The 21,837-nt window shown below is 64.8% G+C and carries 27 protein-coding genes; 12 read left to right on the forward strand and 15 right to left on the reverse strand.

Annotation, left to right across the window (positions count from 1 at the left end; all coding sequences use genetic code 11):
* Positions 1-70: 70 nt before the first annotated feature.
* Both GPL20_RS22815 and GPL20_RS22820 read right to left on the reverse strand, forming a co-directional pair.
* The gene (locus tag GPL20_RS22815; RefSeq protein WP_157331989.1) at positions 71-1,924 is read right to left on the reverse strand and encodes a potassium transporter Kup; all 1,854 of its coding nucleotides are present in this window, start codon (positions 1,922-1,924) and stop codon (positions 71-73) included.
* A gap of 217 nt (positions 1,925-2,141) precedes the next feature.
* Complete coding sequence (locus tag GPL20_RS22820) at positions 2,142-2,399, reverse strand: hypothetical protein (protein WP_157331802.1); 258 nt, start codon at positions 2,397-2,399, stop codon at positions 2,142-2,144.
* A 256-nt stretch (positions 2,400-2,655) separates the two neighbouring features.
* Here GPL20_RS22820 and coaD point away from each other — a divergent pair, with 256 nt between their 5' ends.
* The 5 genes from coaD (at position 2,656) to queA (ending at position 5,828) form a co-directional block, all read left to right on the forward strand.
* Positions 2,656-3,150, forward strand: a complete 495-nt coding sequence (gene coaD, locus GPL20_RS22825; protein ID WP_157331804.1) for a pantetheine-phosphate adenylyltransferase — start codon at positions 2,656-2,658, stop codon at positions 3,148-3,150.
* 35 nt (positions 3,151-3,185) lie between these two features.
* A complete protein-coding gene (locus GPL20_RS22830) occupies positions 3,186-3,749 on the forward strand; it encodes a peptidylprolyl isomerase (RefSeq protein ID WP_157331806.1) in 564 nt (187 codons plus the stop codon).
* A 10-nt stretch (positions 3,750-3,759) separates the two neighbouring features.
* Positions 3,760-4,170 carry a hypothetical protein gene (locus GPL20_RS22835; RefSeq protein ID WP_157331808.1) on the forward strand — a complete coding sequence of 137 codons (411 nt, stop codon included), beginning with the start codon at positions 3,760-3,762 and terminating at the stop codon, positions 4,168-4,170.
* The gene (locus GPL20_RS22840; RefSeq protein ID WP_018642141.1) at positions 4,167-4,631 is read left to right on the forward strand and encodes a peptidylprolyl isomerase; all 465 of its coding nucleotides are present in this window, start codon (positions 4,167-4,169) and stop codon (positions 4,629-4,631) included. Before GPL20_RS22835 ends, GPL20_RS22840 begins: the two co-directional genes overlap by 4 nt.
* 123 nt (positions 4,632-4,754) lie before the next feature.
* Positions 4,755-5,828 carry a tRNA preQ1(34) S-adenosylmethionine ribosyltransferase-isomerase QueA gene (queA, locus tag GPL20_RS22845; protein ID WP_157331810.1) on the forward strand — a complete coding sequence of 358 codons (1,074 nt, stop codon included), beginning with the start codon at positions 4,755-4,757 and terminating at the stop codon, positions 5,826-5,828.
* Between the two features lie 164 nt (positions 5,829-5,992).
* Here queA and GPL20_RS22850 read toward each other — a convergent pair whose 3' ends face one another.
* The 4 genes from GPL20_RS22850 to GPL20_RS22865 all read right to left on the reverse strand — a co-directional run bounded on the left by GPL20_RS22850 (position 5,993) and on the right by GPL20_RS22865 (position 10,152).
* The gene (locus GPL20_RS22850) at positions 5,993-7,030 is read right to left on the reverse strand and encodes an aspartate-semialdehyde dehydrogenase (protein ID WP_157331812.1); all 1,038 of its coding nucleotides are present in this window, start codon (positions 7,028-7,030) and stop codon (positions 5,993-5,995) included.
* 230 nt (positions 7,031-7,260) lie between these two features.
* Positions 7,261-7,863, reverse strand: coding sequence for a PepSY domain-containing protein (locus GPL20_RS22855; protein ID WP_167533158.1), 603 nt, complete (start codon positions 7,861-7,863; stop codon positions 7,261-7,263).
* Positions 7,864-8,115: 252 nt separating this feature from the next.
* Positions 8,116-8,862 (reverse strand): TetR/AcrR family transcriptional regulator, encoded by a 747-nt coding sequence (locus GPL20_RS22860; protein WP_157331991.1) that lies wholly within the window; start codon positions 8,860-8,862, stop codon positions 8,116-8,118.
* Between the two features lie 135 nt (positions 8,863-8,997).
* On the reverse strand, positions 8,998-10,152 hold the full coding sequence (locus tag GPL20_RS22865) for a patatin-like phospholipase family protein (protein WP_167533159.1): 1,155 nt from the start codon (positions 10,150-10,152) through the stop codon (positions 8,998-9,000).
* Between the two features lie 244 nt (positions 10,153-10,396).
* Here GPL20_RS22865 and tgt point away from each other — a divergent pair, with 244 nt between their 5' ends.
* A complete protein-coding gene (gene tgt, locus GPL20_RS22870) occupies positions 10,397-11,542 on the forward strand; it encodes a tRNA guanosine(34) transglycosylase Tgt (RefSeq protein ID WP_157331818.1) in 1,146 nt (381 codons plus the stop codon).
* Between the two features lie 79 nt (positions 11,543-11,621).
* On the opposite strand, the gene GPL20_RS22875 is transcribed toward tgt, so the two are convergent.
* On the reverse strand, positions 11,622-11,840 hold the full coding sequence (locus GPL20_RS22875; protein ID WP_157331820.1) for a hypothetical protein: 219 nt from the start codon (positions 11,838-11,840) through the stop codon (positions 11,622-11,624).
* A gap of 227 nt (positions 11,841-12,067) precedes the next feature.
* On the opposite strand from GPL20_RS22875, the gene cysK reads away from it, so the two are divergent.
* Both cysK and GPL20_RS22885 read left to right on the forward strand, forming a co-directional pair.
* Entirely contained in the window at positions 12,068-13,045 is a 978-nt protein-coding gene (cysK, locus tag GPL20_RS22880) for a cysteine synthase A (RefSeq protein WP_157331993.1), read from the forward strand.
* A 3-nt stretch (positions 13,046-13,048) separates the two neighbouring features.
* The gene (locus GPL20_RS22885) at positions 13,049-13,288 is read left to right on the forward strand and encodes a BrnA antitoxin family protein (protein ID WP_157331822.1); all 240 of its coding nucleotides are present in this window, start codon (positions 13,049-13,051) and stop codon (positions 13,286-13,288) included.
* Positions 13,289-13,467: 179 nt separating this feature from the next.
* On the opposite strand, the gene GPL20_RS22890 is transcribed toward GPL20_RS22885, so the two are convergent.
* Positions 13,468-14,904, reverse strand: coding sequence for a caspase family protein (locus GPL20_RS22890; RefSeq protein ID WP_157331824.1), 1,437 nt, complete (start codon positions 14,902-14,904; stop codon positions 13,468-13,470).
* Positions 14,905-15,107: 203 nt separating this feature from the next.
* Entirely contained in the window at positions 15,108-15,983 is an 876-nt protein-coding gene (locus GPL20_RS22895; RefSeq protein WP_157331826.1) for a DMT family transporter, read from the reverse strand.
* Positions 15,984-16,135: 152 nt separating this feature from the next.
* Here GPL20_RS22895 and GPL20_RS22900 point away from each other — a divergent pair, with 152 nt between their 5' ends.
* Positions 16,136-16,534: a RidA family protein gene (locus tag GPL20_RS22900; RefSeq protein WP_157331995.1), complete on the forward strand. Its 399-nt coding sequence runs from the start codon at positions 16,136-16,138 to the stop codon at positions 16,532-16,534.
* Between the two features lie 53 nt (positions 16,535-16,587).
* On the opposite strand, the gene GPL20_RS22905 is transcribed toward GPL20_RS22900, so the two are convergent.
* The 3 genes from GPL20_RS22905 to GPL20_RS22915 form a co-directional block, all read right to left on the reverse strand.
* Complete coding sequence (locus tag GPL20_RS22905; protein WP_167533160.1) at positions 16,588-17,133, reverse strand: hypothetical protein; 546 nt, start codon at positions 17,131-17,133, stop codon at positions 16,588-16,590.
* Entirely contained in the window at positions 17,078-17,428 is a 351-nt protein-coding gene (locus GPL20_RS22910; protein WP_157331830.1) for a hypothetical protein, read from the reverse strand. Before GPL20_RS22910 ends, GPL20_RS22905 begins: the two co-directional genes overlap by 56 nt.
* 227 nt (positions 17,429-17,655) lie before the next feature.
* Positions 17,656-18,243: a formyltransferase family protein gene (locus GPL20_RS22915; RefSeq protein ID WP_157331832.1), complete on the reverse strand. Its 588-nt coding sequence runs from the start codon at positions 18,241-18,243 to the stop codon at positions 17,656-17,658.
* 344 nt (positions 18,244-18,587) lie between these two features.
* On the opposite strand from GPL20_RS22915, the gene GPL20_RS22920 reads away from it, so the two are divergent.
* Positions 18,588-18,791 carry a hypothetical protein gene (locus GPL20_RS22920; RefSeq protein WP_157331834.1) on the forward strand — a complete coding sequence of 68 codons (204 nt, stop codon included), beginning with the start codon at positions 18,588-18,590 and terminating at the stop codon, positions 18,789-18,791.
* 5 nt (positions 18,792-18,796) lie between these two features.
* Here the strand turns inward: GPL20_RS22920 and GPL20_RS22925 are convergent, their stop codons facing one another.
* Positions 18,797-19,099 (reverse strand): hypothetical protein, encoded by a 303-nt coding sequence (locus GPL20_RS22925; protein WP_027575377.1) that lies wholly within the window; start codon positions 19,097-19,099, stop codon positions 18,797-18,799.
* Between the two features lie 143 nt (positions 19,100-19,242).
* On the reverse strand, positions 19,243-19,470 hold the full coding sequence (locus GPL20_RS22930; RefSeq protein WP_157331836.1) for a hypothetical protein: 228 nt from the start codon (positions 19,468-19,470) through the stop codon (positions 19,243-19,245).
* Between the two features lie 208 nt (positions 19,471-19,678).
* On the opposite strand from GPL20_RS22930, the gene GPL20_RS22935 reads away from it, so the two are divergent.
* Together GPL20_RS22935 and GPL20_RS22940 are read left to right on the forward strand one after the other, a co-directional pair.
* A complete protein-coding gene (locus GPL20_RS22935) occupies positions 19,679-20,764 on the forward strand; it encodes an AI-2E family transporter (protein WP_157331997.1) in 1,086 nt (361 codons plus the stop codon).
* Positions 20,765-20,865: 101 nt separating this feature from the next.
* Entirely contained in the window at positions 20,866-21,258 is a 393-nt protein-coding gene (locus GPL20_RS22940) for an NUDIX hydrolase (protein ID WP_157331838.1), read from the forward strand.
* 207 nt (positions 21,259-21,465) lie between these two features.
* Here GPL20_RS22940 and GPL20_RS22945 read toward each other — a convergent pair whose 3' ends face one another.
* Positions 21,466-21,705 (reverse strand): hypothetical protein, encoded by a 240-nt coding sequence (locus GPL20_RS22945; protein ID WP_157331840.1) that lies wholly within the window; start codon positions 21,703-21,705, stop codon positions 21,466-21,468.
* Positions 21,706-21,837: the final 132 nt, after the last annotated feature.

Genomic DNA, 21,837 nt, shown 5'->3' on the forward strand with positions numbered 1-21,837 from the left:
AATCCGGGACGTCGCCTGTTGCAGGAAGGACCCGGATTGCGCTTCGCTCCATCCGGGCTACGCATTCGCGTTAAATCTCCAGCTCAGTCCCGAACTCCACCACCTGCTTGGTCGGCACGCCGAAGAACGCGGCGGAGCGTTCGGCGTTGCGCTGGAGGAAGGCGAACACGCCTTCGCGCCAGACCCACATGCCCGGAACATCCTCGCGCGGGATGATGGTCTCGCGGCCGACAAAATAGGTGATGTCGGAGAGGTCGATGCCGTGCAGCTTGCCCTGGCGGCAGACGAGCTTCAGTCCCTCATAGATCGTCGGGTTCTGCATGAATCCGTAATGCAGGATCACGCGGGTGATTCCGGGAATGATGTCGAGCACCTCGGCGCGGTCGTCGTCGGGGATGTGCGGGGATTCCTCGATCAGCACGGTGACCAGCAGCACGCGTTCGTGCAGCACGCGGTTGTGCTTGACGAACTGGGTCAGCGCCAGCGGCACGCCGCGCGGCGCGGAGGCCAGGAACACGGCGGTCCCGGGGAGCCTCGCGCTGCATTTGTTCACCGCGGTCTCGATCAGGTCCTCCTCGGGCTGGCGCAGCTTCGCGCGCGCGGCCTCCACCAGCTTCACGCCGGCGCGCCAGGTCAGCATCAGGAAGGCGACGAGGCCGGCGAGCAGCAACGGAAACCAGCCGCCCTCGAACAGCTTGACCGAATTGGCCGAGAAGAAGATCACGTCGATCACGAAGAAGGCGCCGTTGACGGCGACCACGAGCCACGGTGAGTAGCCCCACTGGATCGCCACCAGCGCGGCGAGCAGCGTGGTGATCGCCATCAAGAGCGACACCGCGATGCCGTAGGCGCCGGCGAGCGCATCGGAGGTGCCGAAACTCAGCACGGCCCCCAGTGTTGCGGCGGCGAGCAGCCAGTTCACCAGAGGCACGTAGATCTGGCCGATCGCCTGGCTGGTGGTGTGGCGGATCTGCATGCGGGGCAGGAAGCCGAGCTGGATCGACTGCTGGGTCAGCGAGAACACGCCGGCGATGATCGCCTGCGAGGCGATCACGGTCGCGACCGCGGAAAAGGCGACCAGCGGATAGTGGAGGGCGTCGGGGCAGAGCTGGAAGAACGGGTTCTCGATCATCGTGGGGTCGGTGATCAGGAGCGCAGCCTGGCCGAAATAGTTCAGCACCAGCGCCGGCAGGCAGATGGCGAACCAGGCGAGGCGGATCGGCAAGCGGCCGAAATGCCCCATGTCGGCATACATGGCTTCGCCGCCGGTCACCGCGAGGAAGGCGGCGCCGAGGATTCCGAACGAGATGTGAAAGTCCTGGTGGATGAGGAAATTGAAGGCGTAGAACGGGCTGAGCGCTGCGAGCACCGCCGGCGCCTTGACGATGCCGTGGATGCCGAGCGCGGCCAGCACGACGAACCAGGCCAGCATCACCGGGCCGAAGATGCGGCCGATGAAGCCGGTACCCTGCTTCTGCATCATGAACAGTCCGATCAGGATTGCGACGGTGATGGGCACGACCGCCGGCGCCAGCGATGGCGCGTCGACCTTGAGGCCTTCGATGGCGCTGAGCACGGAGATCGCCGGCGTGATCGCGCCGTCGCCATAGAGCAGCGCCGCGCCGACGAGGCCGACGACGAGCAGATGCGCGCGCCAGGAGCCGGGCTTGGCGTTGCGGGCATGGAGCAAGGCCAGCAGCGCGACGATGCCGCCTTCGCCGCGATTGTCCGCGCGCAGGATCAAAAGCGCATATTTCAGCGAGATGATCAGCAGCAGCGCCCAGAGGATCAGAGAGGCAACCCCCAGGACAGCGTCGTGAGTCAGTGTGCCACCGTGGGCGGCCGCCTTGGCGGCTTCTTTCAGGGCGTAAAGTGGGCTGGTGCCGATATCGCCATAGACCACCCCAAGGGCGCCCATGGTCATGGCAAGCGGCAGGGGATCAGGGTGATGGCCGGAAACGACTGCGGGCGTACTGGACAACGGCGACCCCCCGATGGAATCGCGCCCGGCGGGCCATTCCGACGGGCGCGAGTATCACGCAGTCTGCGACGAGACGTCGCAAATAGCCATCGCGTTTTGTTTTAGGGGGTCTCTTGGAATCTCTGTTGGAGCTTACCTGACGTGAAGCTGACAGATCCGGCTACGGGGTGCGATCGGCGGTCACGAGGCGTGCCTCACGGACATTGGTCTTGGTGCCGGCACGCCGCAGGCACGAGGCCTCGAAGTTCGGCCAGGCCTGCTGCGAGCAATCCTTGCCGATGGTGCGGATGTCGAGCCGGTCGGCCTTGGCGAGCGGCTGCGGCACGCTGGCTTCGACCGTCGGGGCAAAGCCGGGCAGGAGGGTAAGGGCTGCGGCAACACACGCAGCGATCGCGATCGCTGAAAGAGCCTTGATCATTGACGGTCCCCTCTGATGCGGCCGCCAGCGCCTCCTGTGCGGCCCGTCATTCGTTGGCTGGATTAGTAACCATGGCCAGTTTCCGGACGTCTTCGCGGACGCGGGAAATGGTTTCGTTCGTGCTCGCCTTGTTTCGTGGCCACCCTCAGGACGAAACAATCCGGTCCTCGCCGACACGCCGGCAGGACATTTCGGGGAAACGGGCAGGGAACCAGCCCGGCTTGCCGGGCCGGGCCGGGCGCGGTAGGACGGGGCCATGCCGCGTATTGCCTTCTACCCAGGTTCCTTCGACCCCATCACCAACGGCCATCTGGACGTGGTCCGGCACAGCGTCTCGCTGTGCGACAGGCTGGTTGTCGCGATCGGGGTCCACCCCGGCAAGAAGCCTCTGTTCTCGACCGAGGAGCGGCTGAAGATGCTCGATGACGTCTGCGGGCCGGTGGCAGCCCAGGCCGGCTGCGTTCTCGAGGCCACCACGTTTGACGATCTCTCGGTGACCGCGGCGCGCAAGCACGGCGCGACCATCATGATTCGGGGCCTGCGCGACGGCAGCGACCTCGATTACGAGATGCAGCTCGCCGGCATGAACGAGGCCATGGCGCCGGAGGTGCATACGGTCTTCCTGCCGGCCTCTCCGATGGTCCGCCCGATCACCGCCACTTTGGTGCGCCAGATCGCCGGCATGGGCGGAGACGTCTCGGCCTTCGTACCGCCGCAGGTCGCGGCACAGCTCAAGGCAAAATTCGCCTGATAACGGCGCTTCCTCTCATCTGATCCGGAGTTGTCATGATCCGAATTCTCGCAGTTCTTGCCGCGCTTCTGTTCGCGGTGCCGGCGGTGGCGCAGCAATTGCCGGCGAATCTCGACAAGGCCAACGCCATCGTCATCGACACCACCAAGGGCCGCATCGTCATCAAGCTCAGGACCGATCTCGCGCCTCAGCACGCCGAGCGCATCAAGCAGCTCGCCCGCGAAGGCTATTACAACAACGTGCCGTTTCATCGCGTCATGGATGGCTTCATGGCGCAGACCGGTGACGGCCAGAATTTCAACGGCACCGGCGGATCGAAATATCCGAACCTGAAGCAGGAATTCTCCAAGGTGCATTTTGCGCGCGGCATCGTCGGCATGGCCCGGCGCGGCGACAGCGTCGACAGCGCCAACTCCCAGTTCTTCATCATGTTCGCCGACGGCGGCAGCCTCGATAACCAGTACACGGTGATCGGCGAGGTCGTGCAGGGCATGGACGTCGTCGACAAGCTGAAGAAGGCTCCGCCCGGCTCGGCCAGCGGCACCGTCACCGATCCCGACAAGATGGTGAAGGTGCAGGTCGCCTCCGACGTCAAATAGGAGCGGCCCCATGGCGCGCTGCGGTGGCAAGCTTCTGCTGGTTGCCGCGGTGCTGCTGCTCGGCGTCCCCAGTGCGGCCGCCGAGGATCGGCAGGTCAACACCATCCAGGACGTCTTCCGGCATCTGCGCACCTGCTGGAGACCGCCGTCGCCGGCCAAGGCGCGCCCACTCGACATCACCGTCGTCGTGAGCTTTAACCGGGCCGGAAACATTCTGGGCCATCCGAGGATTACCTATGAGTCCGCGGATGCCACCGACAATGACCGGCTGCAATACCGGATCGCGGTGATGGAGGCGTTGCAACGCTGCTCGCCGGTGCCATTTACCGATGCAATGGCCGGCGCCGCCGCGGGGCGTCCATTCGCGATCCAGTTCCGTAGCCGTAAGACTTCACCTCCAACACAAGAGAGACGAGCATGAGCGTCACCGAAAACACCCTGATCCTCGAGACCACCCAGGGCCCCGTCACCATCGAGATGCGGCCAGACCTGGCGCCCGGCCATGTCGCGCGCATCAAGGAGCTGGTCCGCGAGGGCTTCTACGACGGCATCGTCTTCCATCGCGTGATCGAGGGCTTCATGGCGCAGACCGGCTGCCCGCACGGCACCGGCACCGGCGGCTCCGGCAAGAAGCTGAAGGCCGAGTTCAACAAGGAGCCGCATGTGCGCGGCACCGCCTCGATGGCGCGCGCCGCCAATCCCGATTCCGGCGACAGCCAGTTCTTCATCTGCTTCGATGACGCCCGCTTCCTCGACAACCAGTACACGGTGTGGGGCAAGGTCACCGAGGGCATGGAGAACGTCGACAAGATCAAGCGCGGCGAGCCCGTGCAGAACCCCGACAAGATCGTCAAGGCGCGGATGGCGGCGGACAAGGAGTGACCGCGGAGCGGTCATTCCGGGGCGCGCGTTAGCGCGAACCCGGAATCTCGCCCCACAATCTCCGGATTCCGGATCGCCGCGCTTGAGGCGCGGCGTCCGAATGACGGCGGTGGTAAGCCTCGAATGCGCACCGACCTGTTCGATTTCGATCTGCCGCCCGAGCGCATCGCATTGCGCCCGGCGCAGCCGCGCGATTCCGCGAAGATGCTGGTCGTGGAGAACGGTGCACTGCGCGACCAGACCATCGCCGACCTGCCGCAATGGCTGAGGCCGGGCGACCAGCTCGTCGTCAACGACACCAAGGTGATCGCCGCGCAGCTCAAAGGCCGCCGCATCGGCCGCGAGACCGAGCCGAAGATCGAGGCGACGCTGATCAAGCGGCTCGACGGCTCGCGCTGGCAGGCGCTGGTGAAGCCCGCGAAGAAGCTGGTCGCGGGCGACCGCATCCGCTTCGGTAACGAGGGCAAGGTTTGCCTGCTCGGCCATCTCGACGCCGAGGTCGAGGCCAAGGGCGGGGAAGGCGAGGTGACACTGTCGTTCTCGTTCCATGGCCCTGCGCTCGACCAGGCCATCGCCGATCTCGGCAGCCCGCCGCTGCCGCCCTACATCGCCTCGAAGCGTACACCGGACGATCAGGATTTTGCCGACTACCAGACCATGTTTGCGGCTAACGAAGGCGCGGTCGCAGCGCCGACGGCGGGGCTGCATTTCACGCCAGCACTGGAACAGGGGCTGCTCGCGCGCGGCGTCGGCATCAATCGCGTCACGCTGCATGTCGGGGCGGGAACATTCCTGCCGGTGAAGGTGGATGACACCGAAGGCCACAGGATGCACGCCGAGTGGGGCACGATCTCGGCGGAGACGGCGGAGCGGCTCAACACCGCGCGGAAGAATGGCGGCCGCATCATCGCCGTCGGCACCACGTCATTGCGGCTGCTCGAAAGTGCTGCCGCCGAGGACGGCACGATCCAGCCGTTCGCGGCGGAGACGGCGATCTTCATCACCCCCGGCTATCGCTTCCGCGCCGTCGATATCCTGCTGACCAATTTCCACCTGCCGAAGTCGACATTGTTCATGCTGGTCTCGGCCTTCTCGGGGCTGGAGACGATGAAGCAGGCCTATGCGCACGCGATTGCGAGCGGCTACCGGTTCTATTCGTACGGGGATGCGTGCTTGTTGTTCCGGGCAGGGCCGTAGGCGACTAGCGCAACTGCATTTCCGTCACCCTGAGGTGCTCGCCTCTTCGGCGAGCCTCGAAGGGCGGCGGCCCGGCTGCATCTCGGCCGTGCATCCTTTGAGGCTCGCCCAGCGGTGCTTTGCACCGCCGGGCTCGCGCCTCAGGATGACGGGTCGAGATTGCGTTACGCCATCACCCGCTGCGGCAAGAGCTCTGCGATCTGCACCGCGTTGAGCGCCGCGCCCTTGAGCAGCTGATCCGCCGCCACGAACATCGAGATCGAGTGGCCGGAGGGGTCGCTGAGATCCTTGCGGATGCGGCCGACCAGGACGTCGTCCTGGCCCGAGGCGTCGATCGGCATCGGGAAGTAGTTCTTGGCGCGGTCGTCGACGATCTTCACGCCGGGCGCCTGCGCCATGATGGCGCGGACCTGGTCTTCGCTGATCGGCTTCTCGCATTCGAAGGTGATCGCCTCGCAATGGGCGCGCAGCACCGGCACGCGCACGCAAGTGACGCCGACCGCGATCGTCTCGTCCTCGAAGATCTTGCGGGTCTCCTTGATGACCTTGGTCTCTTCGTCGTTGTAGCCGGTCTCGGGATCGATCGCGGTGTTGTGGTTGAACAGATTGAACGCGTAGGGATGCGGCATCACCTTGGGCGTATAGACCTGCCCGTTGAGATTGGCGCGGGTGGACTCGACCAGCTCCTCCATCGCCGCGGCGCCGGCGCCGCTTGCGGCCTGGTAGGTCGAGATGATGACGCGCTTGATGCGGTTCTTCTGGTGGATCGGCCAGAGCGGCACCAGCGCGGTGATCGCGGCGCAGTTGGGGTTGGCGATGATGCCCTTGTGGTCGCGGATGCGGTTGGCGTTGATCTCGGGGATCACCAGCGGCACGTTCGGGTCCATGCGGAAGGCGGAGGAGTTGTCGACCACCACAGCGCCGGCCTTGACCGCGATCGGTGCGTACTTCTTCGAGATGCTGCCGCCGGCCGAGAACAGCGCGATGTCGACGCCCTCGAACGCGCGCTCGGTCAATTCCTCGATGACGACGTTTTGGCCTCGGAACGACACCGTCTTGCCGGCCGAACGGGCGCTCGCCAGCGCCTTGAGCTTGCCGACGCGAAAGCCGCGCTTGTCCATGGTGGCGATGAATTCGGCGCCCACCGCACCGGTGACGCCGACAATCGCGACGACGGGATCGTTACTCACTTTGTCCTCCATTGCGTTGAAATCCAGACAACAAAAAAGCCCCGGACCATCGAGGGCGGGGCTTCGGTAGAGCTGATGCGTTTTCGTCGACGACTACGCGCGCACGCCTCCCCGGGCCCCGAAGGCCGTGGTGGTTTTGGTCGTGCGTTTCGTGGTCGTGAACATGGCGGCGACTTATGCGGGAGAGTCTCGTGCCCGTCAATGGCTTTTCGCCCCGGTCGATGCCAGGGGCGAACCGGCCGCTATTTGGCCCGGGCGCCCGGCGGCTCCAGGATGACCTCCTTGAGGTCGTCGCCGCTGATCACGACGATCGCGAAATTCAGCCGGCCGCGCTCGCGCACCAGGCCGCCGCTGATCGCCTTGCCCGACGCCGCACGCTCGGCAACGCGTACGGCATCCGCGAGGCGATGCCTGATCGCGCCGAGCGCTGCGAGGTTGCTGCGATCCTCGAGGTCGAGCTCGGCAAGGGGCAGGGCAGCTTCGCCGCCGACGATCTCGCCGGTCGTGGCATTGATGGTGTGGCGCCAGATCCGGTCGTTGTGCAGCGTCTTCACCCGGTAGACCGGCACGCGGGCAGCGCCGTCGAAACTCACATCCGCCGTCGTGGCGCCGGCGTGGCGGGCCTCGGCAATCGCCATGGCCTGACTGATCGAGATCGACGAGCTGCGAAAGCGCTCGATCTCGCGGCTGACGGCTTGGCGATCCGCCTCGGCATCGCCATCTGTGTCGCTGTGAAGGGCAGTCGGCGTGCCCGTGGTCACGATCGCCTGCGCCGGTGCTGCAAGGAGGAGCGCGGGCAAGGCGATCGCAAGCACTCGCGAGGTCCATCGTTTGGCTGTCGTCATGCTCGAAACCCTCGGCCAGCGAGTGTGCCGGATGATCGTAAAGAATTCGCGGCCGGCCTTGGGCATCGGCCGGCCGCGGAGCGTCGTGGCGGGCTGTACCCGCCGCGGCGATCTTAGCGATACGGGCCTCTCTTGGGGCTGGTGAAAAAAGCGGTCCGTATCGCTTATAACTAAACCATACCGTATCGTTTTATTTTGGTCAATGGCGCCGGCGCGGTTCCCGCTTGGGGAAAGGTCAACCTCACGAAATTGTCAGTGCGACGGGCGCCGCCGCTGCGGGCCCTTTGCGGCGCTCTGGACGCGGTCCGCGGGTCCCAGCGCGCCGGCCAGGAACAGCTTGATCGCCGCACGCATCCGCTTTTCCGCCGACTTCAGCTCAAGCGCCGTTCCGAACGTCGCCATGCGGTGGGTGTGACCCACGACGACGTCGAGAAACACCTCGGCTGCGATGGTGGTGTCGTCGACGTCGAGCGCGCCTTGCGCCACCAGATGGTCGAAGAAGCGCGCCGTGGTGGCGACGGCCTTGAGCCAGCCTTCCTCCTTGCCGAGCTTGGCGACGTCAGGGAAGTTGATGGCCTGTGACGTCATCATGCGGCTGAAGGCGACGGCATCCGGTCCGCAGGTGAAGGTCAGCATCTCGCGCCCGATCTCGACCAGCCGCTGCTCCACCGAAATGTCCGAGGCGCTGCTGAGCTGTGTCTCTGCCGCCGCCGACAGCGGTGCAAGCCAGCGCTCGATCTCGCGCCTCAGCACGGCGGCAAACAGGCCGCGCTTGTCGCCGTAACGGGAATAGACGGTGGGCTTGCTGACGCGGGCCGCTTCCGCGACCGCATCGAGCGAGGTCGCGTCGAAGCCGCGATCCAGGAACAGGCGGGTGGCGACCTCGATCAGCCGCTGATCGCGCTCGATGGCGGCGGTTTTCGTCGGCCGGCCGCCGCGGGATTTCGGCACCTCGCGCCGCGGCGCTGCCGGTCTCGTCTTGGTCGCAGTCAATCCCATGCCCAATGATTCCTGCGCGGTCGTGATGGTCGTCATTCGCTCTATATCGCGCAGGAGCGGGGGCGTCATCGCGAATCTGGCCAAATTGGCCGTATCGTCAACGGTTTCGGTTTGGCCGCGTTCCGTCACGAGGGATCACGGAAGCGTCGAGGTCCAGGCCTGGCCGGCCGCCGCCTTCTCATATCCATACTGATACAGCGCCCGCATATAGGCGGTGTCGAACCCTTCCGAAGGAGGGGCCGGATAGTCGCGCGCGATGTAGGAGAGATGGAAGCCGAGGCGGTTGCGCTTGGCGAAATCGTAGGTCGAGAAGATGATCGAACGCGTCTGTGACTGGGTGATCGACGACAGGCTGCGCGAGGCGACGTCGATGGTGCCGTTGGAGACGAGCTCGAAATTGCGTTCGATCTTCTTGTTGACGAGGATGTAGATGTCCATCTTCGCGTTGCCGGGCAGGCGGCCCTGGAACAGCAGGGCTTCGGGCAGCGTCAGCACCGGCGCCGTCACGCCGCCATCGACATGCATCTCCTGGAAATGCCGGCCCTGGGCTTCGGCGTCGATCATGATCGGTGGAAACACCAGCGGAATGCTGGCGGAGGCCGCCATCACGTCGCGAAACAGCTTCAGTGCCTCGGGCGTGCCGACCGCAGCGATCTTGCCCATGTCCCAGATCGCGGTCCGCTGCGTGTCGAGATCGGTCGTCACCACCAACAGCTTCCGGCCCCTGGCATTTTCACGCGCAACTTGCGCCATGATCTCGGGCCCGACATAGCGGGCGACGAGCTCGCGCAGCCGCGTGTTGCCGAACAGGCCGGATCCGAACAACACCCGCATGATGCTGGGATCGTTCAGGAGGCTCTCCGCGATGCCGCTGGTGTAGACCTCCTTCAGCGTGTCGTCATATTGCGGGCCGAGGAATGCAAAGGGTGCGATCAGGCCGCCGGTGCTCACGCCCGAGACGACCGAGAAGGTGGGGCGGGTTCTGGCCGCGGTCCAGCCGTTGAGAACGCCGACGCCATAGGCCCCGTCGGCGCCGCCGCCCGACAGCGCCAGATAGGACTTCGTCGCGGTGCTGCTGTCCTTCTCGAAACTGAATTTCGTGACGGGCTCGTCGGCGTAACGCCGGAGGCCGTCGATGTCGAGCACGCGCGATGTGCTGGCTTCCGCGGCCGTATAGGGCGTGCGGGGCAGGGAGGTGCAGGCAGCCAGCGCCAGGCCGCACGTCAGGACCAGGACGCCGCTCAGGCGAGCGCCTGTCCGCCTGATCCAGCCGTGCGCGTGGCCGGACATTTCGGTTGTACTTGAAGGGAAGGGCATCGTCGGTGGCTGGCGATCACGCTTGTACCGCCGCCGGCAAATCCGCCGCGGCATTCTCGTCCAACCCCCACGGTAAAACTACACTGTATCGTTTTGTTTAACAAGGGTGGCGGGCGCCCGTATCCGCGTCGATTATGTCCTGGTCTGAGCCACAAGCCGGCCTGAGCATGGTCGGAGCGGGTTGATCGGCCTCCTCCGACACGCAATAAGCACCGCCATGAATCCCGACAATGATCTTCCCAATCACTTTGAATTGCTCGCGACCGACGGCGCCGCGCGCACCGGCCGCCTGACCACGCCGCACGGGGTGGTGCGGACGCCGGCCTTCATGCCGGTCGGCACCGCCGGCGCCATGAAGGGCATGCATTGGCGCGAGGTGCGCGAGGCCGGCGCCAACATCGTGCTCGGCAACACCTATCATCTGATGCTGCGCCCCGGCGCCGAGCGGATCGCGGCGCTCGGCGGCTTGCAGCGCTTCACCGGCTGGAACGGGCCGATGCTGACGGATTCCGGCGGTTTCCAGGTGATGTCGCTGTCGGACCTGCGCAAGGTCAGCGAGAACGCCGTCACCTTCCGCTCGCATATCGACGGCGCCAAGGTCGAATTGTCGCCGGAGCGCTCGATCGAGGTGCAGCGCTTGCTCGGCTCCGACATCGCCATGCAGATGGACGAATGCGTGCGGCTGCCGGCCGAGCGCGACGACATCGACCGCGCGATGCGCCTGTCGCTGCGCTGGGCCGAGCGAAGCAAGCGCGCCTTCGAGAGTGCGCCTGCCGGCTACATGCTGTTCGGCATCGTGCAGGGCGGCGATATCCCGCAGCTTCGCCATGCGAGCGCGCAAGGGCTGGTCGAGATCGGCTTCCACGGCTATGCGATCGGCGGCCTTGCCGTCGGCGAGCCGCAGGCGGTGATGCTGGCGATGATCGATGAGACCGCGCCGGCACTGCCGTCCGACCGGCCGCGCTATCTGATGGGCGTCGGCACGCCCGACGACATCCTCGAGGCGGTGAAGCGCGGCGTCGACATGTTCGATTGCGTGATGCCGACGCGCAATGGCCGTCACGGCGTCGCCTTCACCCGTTTCGGCCAGGTCAATTTGCGCAATGCGCGCCACGCCGACGATCCGCGTCCCCTCGACGAAGAGAGCTCATGGCCGTCGACGCGCAGCTACGCGCGCGCCTATCTGCACCATCTCGTCAAAGCGGGCGAGACGCTGGGGGCGATGCTGCTGTCCGAGATCAATATCGCTTACTACCAGTTCCTGATGCAGGGTATCAGGGACGCGATTGCACAGGGAACGTTCGACCAGTTCTATCAGCGCACGCGTGAGGACTGGGCGAGGGGCGACATCGCCCCGCGCTAGCTCAGAGCACGATCCGGACAAGCGTTAAGCGGTTGTCCGACGAGATCATGCGCAAGAAATGGAGATCACCGGCACAAGGTCAGTTGCACGTGAACCGTTGCTTGACGGCGTGCTTGGTCACGAAGCCGTAGCCGCAATTGTCGCAGGTCCAGAGATAGCTGATCATGCGGTCGGAAACGTACGCGGAAGCTTCGGCGGCGACCATGGAGTCGGCGCAGACGGGACAGGTAGGCAACTCGCTGCAACGCGGATCGCGGTTCGCTACGACGGTCGACAACACTTCAGCGACTGCTGACATCGTGGTGACCTCCCTGCTTTCAGACGTAAGTCTAACATAAGCAGAATCAGTTGACGAGGTCGCAACACAAATGCGTTGGTTTTCTGATAATTACAGCTCACGCGATTTTGCGATGCAGCGTATTTAACATGTGTCGCATTGCCGCTTGCGTGTCGTCGCAAGCTGTCTGTAACTGCGCAAGAGCAACACATAAGCGCAAATCGTCGCCGCCCCACAGGGAGATCATGATGGACGCGTCCTCCAAGACGGGTGCAGCGCACCAACCCGGCCGCGGCCGGGTCTATGACTCGATCGTCGAGGCTTTTGGCGACACGCCGATCGTGCGGTTGCAGCGGCTGCCGGGCATGCACGGTGTGAACGCGACGATTTTGGCAAAACTTGAGTATTTCAATCCGGCCGCGAGCGTGAAGGATCGCATCGGCGCGGCGATGATCATCGCGATGGAGAAGGCCGGCATCATCAAGCCGGACACGGTGCTGATCGAGCCGACCTCCGGCAACACCGGCATCGCTCTCGCCTTTGTGGCGGCCTCGCGCGGCTACCGGCTCAAGCTGGTGATGCCGGAATCCATGTCGATCGAGCGGCGCAAGATGCTGGCCTTTCTCGGCGCCGAGCTGGTGCTGACGCCGGCTGCGCAAGGCATGAAGGGCGCGATTGCCGCCGCCGAGGAGCTTCTGAAGACGACGCCGAACTCGGTCATGCCGCAGCAGTTCAAGAACCTCGCCAATCCCGAGGTGCACCGTCGCACCACTGCGGAGGAGATCTGGAACGACACCGCCGGCAACATGGATTTCTTCGTCGCCGGCGTCGGCACCGGCGGCACGATCACTGGCGTCGGCCAGGTGCTCAAGCCGCGCAAGCCGTCGCTGCGCGTGGTCGCCGTTGAGCCCGAGGAGAGCCCGGTGCTCTCGGGCGGCCAGCACACGCCGCACAAGATCCAGGGCATTGGTGCGGGCTTCGTTCCTGATATCCTCGATCGCTCCGTGATCGACGAGATCGTGAAGATCAACTCGACGACGGCGATCGAGACCTCGCGGGCGCTGGCGCGACATGAGGGCATCCCGGGCGGCATCTCGTCGGGCGCCGCGATCGCAGCGGCGCTCCAGATCGGCAAGCGGCCGGAAGCTGCAGGAAAGACCATCCTGGCGGTGGTGCCGTCATTCTCCGAGCGGTATCTTTCCACGGCTCTGTTTGAAGGAATCTAGGACATGGCGGATCAACCGAGGCGGCCGCGCACTCTGGGTGACGCGCGGACCGAAGCCGAGGCGGCGTTCAAGAAGGTGACGGCCAAGGTCGCCCCGGCGGTGCCGAAGCAGAACGTGGCGCCGGGCATCAAGGAGCAGGTCACGCTGCGCATCGACCAGGACGTGCTTGAGTTCTTCCAGGAGGGCGGTCCCGGCTGGCAGGATCGCATCAACGAGGCGCTGCGGAAAGCGGCGGGGAAGTAGACGCCAACTTCACTGTGCGGACGGCCAACGAAAAGCCCGGCGTGAGCCGGGCTTTTGTCTTGGGACTGGTTTGGCGTGTTAAAGCGCGATGAGATTAGGATGAATCGTCATCGCGCTTTAAGTTGTTGTTTGAGCATGATCTTTTCGGAAAACCGCTACGCACTTTTCCCGATCGTGCTTTAGCGGCGGAACATGCCGCCCATCATGCCGCCGACAACGCCACCCACGAAGGCCGCGCCGGCAGCATCGCCGGGGCTGCTGCGTTGTTGGGGAGCCGGCGCCGGCGCGCTGCTCGCAGCGGGAGCGCTCGCGGCGCGGCGGGCGGCCTTCTGGCTGCCATCACTTGCTGTCGCCGGGGCAGTCACGACCTCCGAGAGGAGGGCCTTGTGCTGAAGCTTGTTGAGATAGCCTGACGAGGGATAGCCGCGCGCGGCCTGCCAGCGCTTGAGCACCGAACGGGTCTCCTCGCTGAACACGCCAGTCTGCTTGGTGTCGAAGCCGATGCCGGTGAGGCGGCGCTGCACGTCGCGACGCTGGGTCTTGTCCAGCCCGATCTGGTCCTCGGTGAGCTGGGTGGCCTCGTCGGTGAACGTCGCAGGATCAACGCCCGCGTTGAGGGTGCGGGTCGTGGTCGACGGACCGCTCTTGATCGCGGCAAGCCGTGCCAGCGCCAACGCCTTGAACTGGCCGTTCGGATAGGCGGTGAGGTAGGCGTTGAGTTCTTCCGGCTTGTTGGATTCCTTGACCGAGCGCCAGTATTCGAGCTCGACACCGTCCGAGCTGCCGCCGGTCGCCGCCGGCACGATGCCGGCGGCCGTGGGCGCCGCGTTGGCAACCTGCTTGGTCGGTGCCTGATTCAGGTAGACGGCGCCGATCAGATTGGTGTGGCCCCAGGGAAGCTGGCCTTTGTGGGTCTCTTCATTGACCTGGGCGCGCACCGACGTCATCGCCTGCTGGATCTCGACGCCGGGCTTGGTGATGTTGTCGATCAGGGCACGGGTGAACGGGCTGTTGTTGCCTTCCTGGCCGTCGAGCGCAGTCTGGCCAGGGCCGGTTGCGAACGCAATCAGCGTACCTTCACCCGACTTCATCTCGGCAAGACCGCTCTGCACGTTGACGCTGCGGGTCGCCGAGTTCGACTTGATCTTGGCGGCGAAGGGATTGTCGCGACAGGCATCGAGGAAGACCAGCTTGACCTTGGCGTCGCCCATGGTCTGCTCGAGCGTCAGGTCGATGTTGATGGCGGCGCCGAGTTTGACGTCCATCTCCGTCCTGATGTCGGCATCGACCGGCAACAGGTAGTTGGTGCCGCCGACGGCGATGCCGTGACCGGCATAATAGAACAGCGCGATATCGGATCCCTGCGCCTTGCGGCCGAAGTCGAGCAGCTTCTCCGTCATCTGGTCGCGACTGAGGTTGGATCCTTCGATCACCTCGAAGCCGACATTACGCAGCGTCGCCGCCATCGCCTTGGCGTCGATCGGCGGGTTCGGCAATTGCGCGACGTTCTTGTAGCTGCCGTTGCCGACGACGAAGGCGACACGGCGGTCAGCCTTCGCAGCACCGACCGACAGTGCCATGCACATCAGCGAAGCGAGGAGGGTGAGATAGCGCATCTGAAATCCCCAAGAATCGAATTGCAGGCAGCAACAAATTGGCAACGAACCTACACGAAGTGCCCGACTTCGCGCCACCAAAACGGCAGTCCGTCGTCTACAACCCGCTGCTGTGTGGCCGAATGTGCACGATGGAACGCCCCTTCAACGTGATCCAAATCACGCTCGACCACTTTGTTTTGTCGCGCGAGGCGTCGTGCGGTTCACTGCGCGCGTGCAGGAACTGGCGGAGCCGGCTTCAGATTCAGGAGATTGCCGCACAGGATCAGCGCTGCGCCGAGCACGGTCCAGCCATCGAGCCGCTCCGAATAGAGCAGCCAGCCGGCGGTCGCGGTCAGGGGAACCCGGAGGAAGTCCATGGGAACCACGATCGTCGCGTCCGCATAGCGCATCGCGCTGGCGAGGCAGTAATGGGCGAAGGTGCCACAGACCGAGATCACGGCTACCCAGCCCCAGACATAAGTGGGCGGCCAGGCCCAGACATAAAGTGCCGGCAGGAAGCCTGCGACCGACTGCACGACCAGCATCCAGAACAGGATCGCCAGCGCGCTCTCGGTGCGGGTGAGGGATTTGACCAGCGCCATGGACACACCGAAGCCGATCGCGGCGCCGAGCGCGATCAACTGACCCTGATTGATCTCGCCGGTCGCGGGCCGCACGATGACGATCACGCCGACGAGGCCGAGCACGATCGCGGCGATCTTCCACGATGTCATGCGCTCGGACAGGAAGCTGGCGGCGAGGATCGCAGTCCAGATCGGCATCGTGAACTCGATCGCCACCACCTGGCCGATCGGAATCAGCGTCAGCGCAAGGAACCAGCCGAGCTGCGAGATGTAGTGGATCAGGTTACGCGCGATGTGCTGGGGCATGCGCGTGGTCTTGAGCGTTCCGAAGCCGCCCGTGCGCCGGATCATCGGATAGAGCATGCAGAGGCCGAGCAGCGAACGCACCTCCATCACCTGGAAGACGTTCATCTCGCGCACGGCTTCGCGCCCGGCGACCGCCATCACCAGCGTCAGCGACAGCCAGCCGGCCATCCACAGTGCAGCCATGGTTTTGGACGGGGTCGTGCTCATGTCGGCAGGAGCTGGAGGATGGAATGCTGAAAGGGAACGCTGATATCAGCGACATTGCCGCCGTTTGCAACGGCCAAATCTGCGGATGCAGCGATGCTGAGCGGCGTGCTAAGACTTCAGCGAACAACGAGAAAATCGGGAGATCGTCGCTCATGCAAATCCTGCAGCCGGCCGAATGGAAAAAACCGCGCGGATTCTCCCATGGCGTTGTGGTGGAGGGGCCGGGCCGCTGGGTGGTGCTGGCCGGTCAGACCGGCGGTGACGAAACCGGCAACTACGCGCCCGACATGGCGGCCCAGGTTGCGACCGCGTTGAAGCGGATCATCAAGCTCCTGGGCGAGGCTGGCGCAGGCCCCGAGCACATCGTCCGCCTGACCTGGTACCTGACCAGCCGCAGCGAATATGAGGCCGCTGGGGCCGGGATCGGGGCAGCCTGGAAGGAAACGCTGGGACGCAATTTTCCGCCCTCGACGCTGCTCTACATCGGCGGCCTCGTGGACGATCGTGCCAAGGTCGAGATCGAGGTGACGGCGTTCGTTCCGAGCGCATAAAAAAATCGATCCGGCGGGGTGCCGGATCGATGCTTTACGTGCCGGTTATTGGCCTAGCGCGACAGCGAGATGTTGGCGCCGCGGAACTGGCTGTCGGCGCGCAACGTAACGGTCTGCTTGTTGCCGCTCGTCCTGAGCATGAGGTTGGCGTTGAAGCCGGCGGCGGAGACGGCCACCTCGAAATTGCCGCCACCGCCGCGGCCCTGGAGCGAGCCAGAAATGTTGCGGCTGGCCTCGGACCAGCTGCCGGTGATGGCGCTTCCCTCGGCCCTGACATTGGCCCCGAGGATGAACTTGTAGGCATCGCTGGCGCAGGTCAGCGACATCTCCATGGTCGGGCCGATCGGGGCGTATTTGGCCCGGCAGCGAATGCGCTCGGTCGAGCCGTCGTCAAGCGTGACGACGCCGCCGCCGCTCCAGCTGCCCGCCATTGGGGCAAAGGGGCCGGACTGGGCATTGCTTTCGGTGTTGGCGATACCCGCCGCAAACAAAACGGCGGCCGCCATCAGCAGCCGCCGGTTTCGGGCGCGAGCCTCGATTGGTTTATTGGCGCGATGCTTCCCACCGCCCGCTGCACGGTATGCCTGCAGATGCTCCATTCCACTTCCCCGATCCGGCGTTGCCGTTGAGTTGACCGTTGGCATATGCACCATTGATCGAAACTTTCACAAGACCCTCGCGGCCGATGGTGCCGGAAACGTTAGCGCCGGGCGCAGTGATCTTGCCGTCGGCAACCGTCAGCATGGAGCTTGCAGTCGGCTCGCAGGAGCCGGTCTTGGTGACGATGGTGACCTGCCAGTTGCCGTCATAGGGGCTCTGGGCGAAGGCGGGAGCGGCGAGGGTGCCGGCGAAAACCGAAGCGGCACAGAACACCGCAATGCGACCAAAACGCATGAATTCCGTCCTTGAACTTGTCTGATATGCTGACGCTTATTCGGACCAAATGTGACAGAAATTTGTTGCGGCGCCATATCGAAAATTGTTCCTGTGGGAACAATGGTTTATTTGCGCATCCGAGTCCGTTTTTCGAAGCAGAATCAATGCGGCTTCACGTTAAGGGTAAACGTCAGGAGAGCGACTCAGGAAAAGCGCCTCAGGCAAGACACCTCAAGCGAGACACCTCAAGCAAGACTTGGCGCGGAGGTCGCGAACTGCTCGTCCTGAACCTTGGCCGGCAGCGCCTTGTGGACCTTGACATAGTCGATCACGTCCGCCAGCAGCTTGAGCCCGAGCGGGGCGAGCGCGCGCTCCCACAGCTCCCGCGCGGTCTCGCCCTTCTTGACGAAGCACCAGTCCTGGGCGGCGATGGCGCCGGCGTCCATGCGGTCGGCGAGGTGATAGATCGTGCCGCCGGCGATCGGATCGCCTTCCTTGATGGTCCATTCCACGGCAGCCTTGCCGCGGTGGCGCGGCAGCAGCGAGGGGTGATAGCCGATCCCGCCGAACTTCGCCGCGGCCAGCGCGTCCCTGCCGATCCGGGCGTGGCTGTGGGCCGTGATGATCAGATCGGTGTCGGGAGCGATCTCTGAGGCCACCACCAGCTTGGGGTTGGCCTGCACGACTACGTCGATGCCGGCCTCCTTGGCGGTCGCGGCCAGCCGATCGTCGGCATCAGCCACCACGACCCGGGCGACCGAGACGCTGTGCTCCTTGAGCATGTTCAGGGTGGTCACGCCGAAATGGCGGGAGCCGACGAGGGTGATGCGCATGGGGGTCCCGATCTGTCTCGCAACTGCGTTATCCCCCGATAACACGTCCGGACGCCCTGTCACCCCCCGCGCAGCGTTTACGCCGGTTATCAACAATGCGCCGGGCGCGGGGCGGCTGGTGAACTCCATTTCAACCCGTATCCGTTTTCGAAGCTGGGTTTGGCCGCCGGCGTGGTTGCCGGCGGCTTTTTCAGGCCGCGCATCCCGAAATCATCTGGCGGTAATACGTTCTCAACCGGCTTGTCGTATCGACGAATCCGTCGCGGATTTGTATTGCGTACCGCGACACCGAAACTGTCCCGGCGCGGGTGCGCCGCGCGGGCTTTTTCGCCGGGACCGTTTCCATGCCGAGCGCGATTGAGCAGATCGTCGACATCTATGTCCGACTGAAGAACCGGCGCGGCCTCGACCAGCTGATGATGCACAGGCAGCGGCTCGCGGTCGATCTGAAGAGCAGGTCGGGCTATGATTTCAGCCTGCCGATCAGCCAGATCGACGAGGAGATCGCGATCATCGAGGCGGGCCTCAGCCGGCTGAAGGCGGGCTGACGTGCTCAGTCGCGCCGGCCGCCGTCGATGACAGTGAACAGCGGCCGCGCCGGCGTGGGCTCGACCAGCAGTTCCTCCACCAGCGCGGTTGCCGCATCGACATATTTGCGTGTCGGCTTGTCCAGGGGACGCTTGGCCTCATCGTCGAGCGCGACCTTGGCGGCCTCGACCAGCTTACGCATCCGCGCTGCATGGTCGTCGCCGGCCGTCAGCGTCGCGCGCGCCAGCGAGCGCAGCACGAACAGCTCACCCTCGAGGCGGAGCAGACGGTCGTTGAGCCTGGTGAGGACGGCGTTGAGATCGGCCATTGCGGATGTTCGGTGCGGAAGACCCGTTCTGATCTAGCGGCGATCGGTGAACGGACTCCAAACAGCGTCGGCGCAATTCGGCCGATCTTCCGGTCAGCGCCCTGCGCGATGCGACGATGTGACCGAGGGGGCGTTGCGGCCGCCTACCACGCGACTCCGGCCCAGCGCCTGCCGAACACCCTCGGCTTCGTTTTGACCGCCTCCCAGCCGAAGAAATGGTGCTTGCCCGACCATGTATGCACGAGGCTGCTACAGATGCTGCATTTGAAGCTGCCGGAATGGGCTTCGCTGTGCTCCTCGCGGGTCGCGGTGTAGCTCATGCTGCAACCCGTGCAGGTGAATTGTTCGATCGTCCAGATGCTGTTGGCCATTGTGCGTCAGTGTTCTCCGGGCTGGTCGAGAGGGTAGGCGCGGGGATTTGCATCCGCGTAAACCGGCCTGAGGAAATCCAGTTAATCGGTATTAGGCAAACTCCGGGGAGCGGGCGGGGCCGGGTCGTCTTGACGCCGGATGCGCGGCTGGCAATAACGCTAGGCCGCGCAAGTGCGGGAACCCAGCGTCGATGTCGCAAGGAAAGCCCTGCCCGTGAAAAGTCTCCGTCAGCTCCTGACCGGAGAAGACATCATCCAGCTCGTGATCCGGCTCGGCCTGCTCGGCCTGCTGATCGTCTGGACCTTCCTGATCATCCGTCCGTTCGTGCCGATCCTGGCTTGGAGCGGCGTGCTCGCGGTCGCGTTCTACCCGGCCTTCAGCTGGGTCGCCAAGATCCTCGGCGGGCGGCCCAAGACTGCGGCAGCGATCCTGACCCTGATCACGCTCGGCATCGTCATCGGCCCTGCGACCTGGCTCGGCCTCAGCGCGGTCGACGGCGTGCGGGAGCTGGCGCACCAGCTCGGCACCGGCGACCTCGCGCTTCAGTCGGCGCCGGAGCAGCTCAAGTCGTGGCCCATCGTCGGCCCATGGCTCTATGAGCTTTGGGACCAGGCCTACAGCAACATCCGCGCGGTGCTGCGCGAGGTGGCGCCGTATCTCCAACCGCTGGCGGGACCGCTGCTGTCGCTTGCCGGCGATGCCGGTGTCGGCACCCTCCAGTTTCTCCTGTCGGTCTTCGTGGCCGGCTTCCTGTTTCCGCACGGGCCGCGGCTGGTCGCGGCCGGCCGCAGCTTCCTGTTCCGGATCGTGCCCGAGCAGAGCGAGCATTTCCTCGAGCTTGCCGGCGCGACCATCCGCGCGGTGGCCCAAGGGGTGATCGGCGTTGCGGTCGTGCAGGCGCTGCTCGCCGGCTTCGGCTTCAAGCTCGCGGCCGTGCCGAGCGCGGGCCTTCTCGCCTTCATCGTGCTGCTGCTCTCGATCGTGCAGATCGGCGCCTTCCTCGTGCTGCTGCCGGTGATCATCTGGATCTGGACCGCCAAGGACGTCACCACGGCATTGCTGCTCACCATCTATCTCGTCCTCGTCGGCTTCATCGACACGATGCTGAAGCCGCTCGTCATGGGGCGCGGCCTGACCACGCCCACCATCGTGATCTTCGTCGGCGTGATCGGCGGCACGCTCGCCCACGGCATCGTCGGCCTGTTCATCGGACCGATCATCCTGTCGGTGGCGTGGGAGCTGATGATGGCCTGGATCAGGACGGAAGACCGGCCGGAGGCGAGCCAGGGTTGAGCCCGTCGCATCAGCTGTGATCAAAGCCTCGGCCGAACTTGTCTATTGAGTTAGACAAGTTACGATAGGGGCAAGATTCTGTTTCGAAACTTGCAATTGTAATGGCGAAGTCCTCCAAGCTGGTTGCAGCGAAGCGCGGCAAGGTTTTGTTGGTCAGGCGGCGATCGGACGGCCTGTGGATGTTCCCGGGCGGCCGCAAACGCGCGCGCGAGTCCGACAAGGACTGCCTGCGGCGGGAGATCAAGGAGGAACTGCCCAAGCTGAAGCTCGGGCGGGTCAGCCTCTGGAAGGAAGTGAAGGCCAGGAACAAGCGCTCCGGCCGCAAGATGAGCGACGCGATCTTCATCGCCAGGAACGCCAAGGGCCGGCTCGCGATCGGCGACAAGAACGAGATCGACCGCGCCGCCTGGCAGAAGCCGCGCGGCATTCGCCTGACCGCAACCTCGCGCTACATCCGCGATCGCCTGTTTCCGCGGAAGCGGCGCCGCAACTGAGCGGTCGTTGATCGCTGGCGACAAACCGCCTGGCGGTCTCGCAGGACCAATGGTGCCGCGGCGGACCGGCCTCTAATTGAATGTCGGCGCGACCTGATCCGCCGGCGTCCTGCCGCACCAACCCACGGTAGCAGACGCGCGGCCAAGCGCTGCCGGCCCACCGCGACGGGCGGCAGTTCAGATCGCCAGCGTCGATCGAGTTGACCGCTATTGCTTGGCGGCCATCGTTTCCAGGCAATGGTTGAGATAGGCGGTGCGATCCCTGGGCAGTACCTTTTCGAGCTCCGCCTTCTGCGCGCATTCGCGCTGGCGCAATTGCTCGGCCCTGCGTTTCTCGGCGGCCTCGCGATATTCGGGAGCGACCTTGCTGGGATCGACCAGAGCCTGGGAGCGGGCAGGAGCGGTGGCAAGCAGCGCGATGGCCGCAACGAAAATGAATGATTTCAAATGAGCCTCCGTAAAAGGGGGGCATCCTAGCGTGCGACGTCGAAATGCTCAAACCGGCTGTCGCTATCCCCTTCGCTTTTTTGCCGAAGGCATCCTGCGCGTCCATCGGGGCGCTGCGAAAAATCGCGAAAA

The sequence above is a fragment of the Bradyrhizobium cajani genome, from assembly GCF_009759665.1.
In the GTDB taxonomy this organism is placed as follows: Bacteria; Pseudomonadota; Alphaproteobacteria; order Rhizobiales; family Xanthobacteraceae; genus Bradyrhizobium; species Bradyrhizobium cajani.